This window comes from Synechococcus sp. OH2, assembly GCF_047462155.1.
Taxonomy (GTDB): Bacteria; Cyanobacteriota; Cyanobacteriia; order Thermostichales; family Thermostichaceae; genus Thermostichus.
The window spans coordinates 43,068-47,616 of sequence record NZ_JANSIR010000048.1 but is presented as its reverse complement, the minus strand read 5'-3'; the positions used below and the strand labels follow the sequence as shown (position 1 = coordinate 47,616).

Annotated in this window: 3 protein-coding genes and 1 pseudogene; 1 reads left to right on the top strand and 3 read right to left on the bottom strand. The window is 58.9% G+C overall.

Going from position 1 to position 4,549, the window contains the following annotated elements; translation table 11 throughout:
* The first annotated feature begins 598 nt into the window (after nucleotides 1-598).
* Complete coding sequence (locus NW835_RS03745; RefSeq protein ID WP_414376620.1) at nucleotides 599-1,996, top strand: TolC family protein; 1,398 nt, start codon at nucleotides 599-601, stop codon at nucleotides 1,994-1,996.
* A gap of 271 nt (nucleotides 1,997-2,267) precedes the next feature.
* Here the strand turns inward: NW835_RS03745 and rpsD are convergent, their stop codons facing one another.
* The 3 genes and pseudogenes from rpsD to NW835_RS03730 all read right to left on the bottom strand — a co-directional run.
* A complete protein-coding gene (gene rpsD, locus NW835_RS03740; RefSeq protein ID WP_414372052.1) occupies nucleotides 2,268-2,879 on the bottom strand; it encodes a 30S ribosomal protein S4 in 612 nt (203 codons plus the stop codon).
* 170 nt (nucleotides 2,880-3,049) lie between these two features.
* Nucleotides 3,050-4,186, bottom strand: coding sequence for a GDP-mannose 4,6-dehydratase (gene gmd / locus NW835_RS03735; RefSeq protein WP_414364277.1), 1,137 nt, complete (start codon nucleotides 4,184-4,186; stop codon nucleotides 3,050-3,052).
* Nucleotides 4,187-4,311: 125 nt separating this feature from the next.
* A pseudogene (locus tag NW835_RS03730) lies at nucleotides 4,312-4,549 on the bottom strand (nicotinate phosphoribosyltransferase); the annotation flags it as partial.

Here is a 4,549-nt window from a genome sequence, read left to right as displayed (position 1 = left end):
CCACCCTGGTGGCGCTGGCAAGCCACTTTGGGACAATGGGATCCCTGGCTTAACGACTTAACCAGATCAACGTACCCAACCAACTTGGACATTGACACTCCCAGCGCCTAAAGGCAGGGGATTCTTAAGCAGTTCAACAACGAACTCGTAAAGGCGCTGCCAAGACGTCCCTAGACAGTTCCTAGAGACAAAGCCTCAAGGTTCCGCTTACTTACTGGCTTTCGGCACTGTCCGGGTTTTTCACCGGGGTAGGTGCTGACTTAAGATTACAACATAACATTGGCGAGCGACTCCAGTCGCCCGAAGGCTTTTCCGCCCCGCACTACTCGCGCTAGCGGCGCGGAGTGCTTAATACGGGGCTACCCGGCTACTCTGCTGTGTCAGCATGAGTGTGGGCAGTTTACTTTGCGATACTGCTAGAGGTGATGTTGAGAGTGACAACACGATGGCGATGCAGAATCTAGCTAGGGGCCGGCTTCGACGTCCTCAACGGCAGCCAAGCTCAGCGGGATCCCGGCTGTCCCTTACCCGGTTTGCCCCCTGTGGTCTCCTGTTCAGCCTGCTCTGGGCTGTACCTGCCCTTGCCCAAGAAAGGGAAGTGCCTGACCCTGCTGCCTCGATCCTCCCAGATAGCCGGGCAATCCGCACCCCCAACCTGCCTCCCACCCTATCGCTCCCGCCCGAGGCCCGCCCTGCCACTCCTACCCCGGTCTTGCAGGGGGCTTCTAGGGCTGAAGACCTGGTGGTGCCTCAATCCCCTTTGGAGGTGCGCATCGAGCGGACGGAGGGCTTGTCTTTACAAGAAGCCCTGGAGATCGCCGTCGCCCAAAACCCGGCGGTGCAGCAGGCAAGGCTGGCTGTAGAACGGGCTAAAGCAGGTGTAGCCCTGGCGCAGGCAGCTTTTGCTCCCACCCTTTCCAGCCGTGCCAACTACCAGTACAGCGAACCCCCTGCCCCCGGCGGCACTCCCAGCCGCCAATCGCACACTCTCTCCGCTAGCGTGGTGCGGCTAGACTACACCGCTTTTGACAACGGGATCAGGGAACAAAACCTGAGACTGGCCCAAGAAGCTCTGCGCGTCGCCCAACTGCAACTGGAGCAAACCCTGCAGACGGTAAGACAAGCTGTGGCCAACGCCTACTATGATCTGCAGAGCGCCGATGCCCGAGTGGCCATTAGCCAGGCTGCCGTCGCCAGTTCTGAAGCCACCCTGCGGGATGCGCAAGCCCGAGAGCGGGCTGGGGTAGGTACCCGCTTCGAGGTTCTCCAGGCGGAGACGGAGTTGGCCAACAATCGACAAACCCTACTGGTGGCCCAAAACACCCAACAACTGAGCCGCCGCCGTCTGGCCGAACTGCTGAACTTTCCCAGCCCCACCGATGTGCTGGCCAGGGATCCCATCGAGCCGGTGGGAGAGTGGGATCTAAGCCTGGAAGAGACTATTGTTGCCGCTTTTGCCCAAAGACAAGAGCTGGAGCGCCAACGCCGAGAGTTGGAACAAGCCCAAGCTCGGGTGCGCCTGGCACAAGCCAGCAACGGTCCTCAGATTGGTTTGTTCGCCACTCTCGATGCCGTTAACGATTTCGACGCCAGCCGCGACAGCTTCGATGTCGGCTATTCGGTCGGGGCCAACTTCACCTTGACTTGGTTTGATGGGGGAAAGGCGTCTGCCCAGGCTCGCCAAGCTGAGATCGATGGGCAGGTGTCCGCGAGCAATTTCGTCGGCACCCGCAATGAAATCCAGCGCACTGTGGAAGAAGCTTTCCTCACTCTCAGCTCCAGCCGCGAGCAGATCGACTCGGCCAAAGTGGCGATTGCCTCGGCAGAGGAGAGTCTACGCTTGGCCCGGCTGCGCCTGCAAGCGGGGGTGGGCACGCAAACAGAGGTGATCAACGCCGAAGCTGCCCTTACCACTGCCCGTGGTAACCTCTCCAATGCTGTAATCGCCTACAACCGCGCCTTGGTGCAACTGCAGCGGGCCATCGGCAGGCTTTGATCTCTGCTCGGTTCTTTCTTCCTCACCCCAACCCCTCTCCCTCTGGGAGAGGGGAGCTAGAGCGGCGCGTTGGCAACAGTGTTGCGTCGTAATAATGACGTGGAGAAACGTTTCCTCTGAATGTGCGGGATACCCCACCTGGGTGGGGAGGGATAGCGCCTAATATACTCAGCACACCCCAAGTACTGACTCTTTCTCTGAGAAAAATCGCCCTCTCCGGGCTTAGCTCCTGAAGTTTCCCCACGATCCGCAATGGCGGCAAAAGGGATCCTCAGAGTTTACGAGAATAGAACTCGACGACCAGCAGCTCGTTCACTGGCGCGCAGATTTGCTCGCGGGGAGGCAGTTCTTTGATACGTCCGCGCAGCTTCTCTTTGTCAAACTCCAGGTAATCGGGCAGGAACAGTCCCGGATACTCGGCGTAGGTGGCCACCAATTTGCGAGAAGACTCCTTGTTCCTTACCGTGATTACATCCCCAACTTTGCAGCCATAGCTGGGGATGGTGACTTTGCGGCCGTTGACTTCGATGTGGCCGTGGCTCACCAACTGCCGGGCTGCCGGAATGGTTGGAGCCATGCCGAGGCGAAAGACAATGCAATCCAGCCGCATCTCCAGCATCTGCAGCAGGGCTAGCCCGGTGGATCCCTTGGAGCGCCGCGCCTTGCGCATGTAGCGGAGCATCTGGCGCTCGCTCACCCCGTAGTTGAGGCGAACCTTCTGCTTCTCTTCTAGGCGGATAGCATACTCGGATTTTTTCTTGCGCTCTGCCCCGTGCATACCGGGTGGATTGGTATTTTTGGGGCGCTTGCGAGTCAGACCGGGCAGATCAAGTCCCCCGAAGCGACGAATGATCTTTAGGCGGGGACCTGTGTAGCGGGACATGCGGGCGTTTCTCCGAAATCGGCAAAGATACTCAGCAGAAGAGCACAGGCAAAAGCGCTGGCCGTACGCTAAAAGAATTGGCGATCTCCTATATTAAGGTCTTAGCCCCTCCTTTAAGCAAGGGGTGAGAGCTGTTTTTTGGGTTGACTTGGGGGATCCAGCCGGTACCATTAGTTGCAGCGAACCCCCAGTTGGGTGCGGATGAAGGCGCGATCCTCGCTGAGTAGGCCGTTGAGGGTACGCCGTTCCCCCAAGATGGGATCCGGATCCAAGCCAATGGCTTCCAGGTCGGCTAGCACCATCAGCTCCACCAATTGGGGAAAGGTCACCTTGGGCTGCCACCCCAGCACCCGCTTGGCCTTGGAGGCGTCCCCTAACAGCAGCTCCACTTCCGTTGGGCGGTAGTAGCGGGGATCGATCTCGATCAGCACGCGATCTTTGTAGAGCCCCTGTTCTTCCAGGCCGGATCCCCGCCAGGTAATGGGCATGCCCACCAAAGCAAAAGCGCGTTCGGCAAACTCCCGCACGCTGTGGGTTTCGCCAGTAGCCAGCACGTAGTCGTCCGGCTGGGGCTGCTGCAGCATCATCCACATCCCCTCGACGTAGTCCTTCGCATAGCCCCAGTCCCGCTTGGCATCCAGATTACCTAGATAAAGCTTGTCCTGCTTGCCGGCCACAATACGGCTGACGGCGCGGGTAATCTTGCGGGTAACGAAGGTTTCTCCCCGCCGTGGGCTTTCGTGGTTAAACAAAATGCCGTTGCAGGCAAAGAGGTTGTAGGCTTCGCGGTAGTTGACTGTTTGCCAGTAGGCGTACACCTTGGCGCAGGCGTAGGGGCTGCGGGGGTAGAAGGGGGTGGTCTCCTTTTGCGGGATCTCCTGCACCAGCCCAAACATTTCCGAGGATCCCGCCTGGTAAAACTTCACCCGGATCCCCGTGCGTTGTTGGTAGTCGCGGATGGCCTCCAGGAGGCGCAGGGTGCCCATGGCTACTGCATCGACGGTGTATTCCGGGTTATCGAAACTTACCCGCACGTGGGATTGGGCCCCTAGGTTGTACACCTCCGTCGGCTGCACCTGTTCCAAAATCCTGCGCAGAGTGGTGCCATCGGTGAGATCCCCATAGTGGAGAAACAGCTTGGCGCTGGGGTCGTGGGCATCCACGTAGAGGTGGTCAATGCGGTCAGTATTGAAGGTGCTGGCGCGGCGGATGATGCCGTGGACTTCGTAGCCTTTTTGCAACAACAGCTCGGCCAGATAAGAGCCATCCTGTCCGGTGATGCCGGTAATTAAGGCACGTTGGGTCATAGAGTTGGGGGCAAAGAGCGGGAAAAGTCTAAGCAGCGAAGTGGCTCAAGTCCAATAGCAAAACTCAGATCTCGAAGCAGAGACTTGAAAGCTAAGACATTATAATGCAGCAGAACTCCCTTTCCTCAGGCAGATTCCTGACCGAGGGTGTGGTCTTTTACCCGTTGCAAAGCTGCAGTCAGGGCCATCGGCCAGGGATCCGGCTGACGCAGTTGCCGTACCCCCTTCGGTAAGCGCAGCACCGAGGCACGACTGGTACGGGCAATGGTTTCCAGGTCGGGCAAGGGTTCCAGGAGCACGCCCCTGTGCATGATCTGGCGCAGCAGCGGCTCATAGCCGGGGGGCGGGGTCTCGTCAGCCTGA

Coding starts and splice junctions, on each gene's coding strand:
- rpsD (WP_414372052.1), bottom strand. CDS start 2,879: ATGTCCCGCTACACAGGTCCCCGCCTAAAGATCATTCGTCGCTTCGGG.
- gmd (WP_414364277.1), bottom strand. CDS start 4,186: ATGACCCAACGTGCCTTAATTACCGGCATCACCGGACAGGATGGCTCT.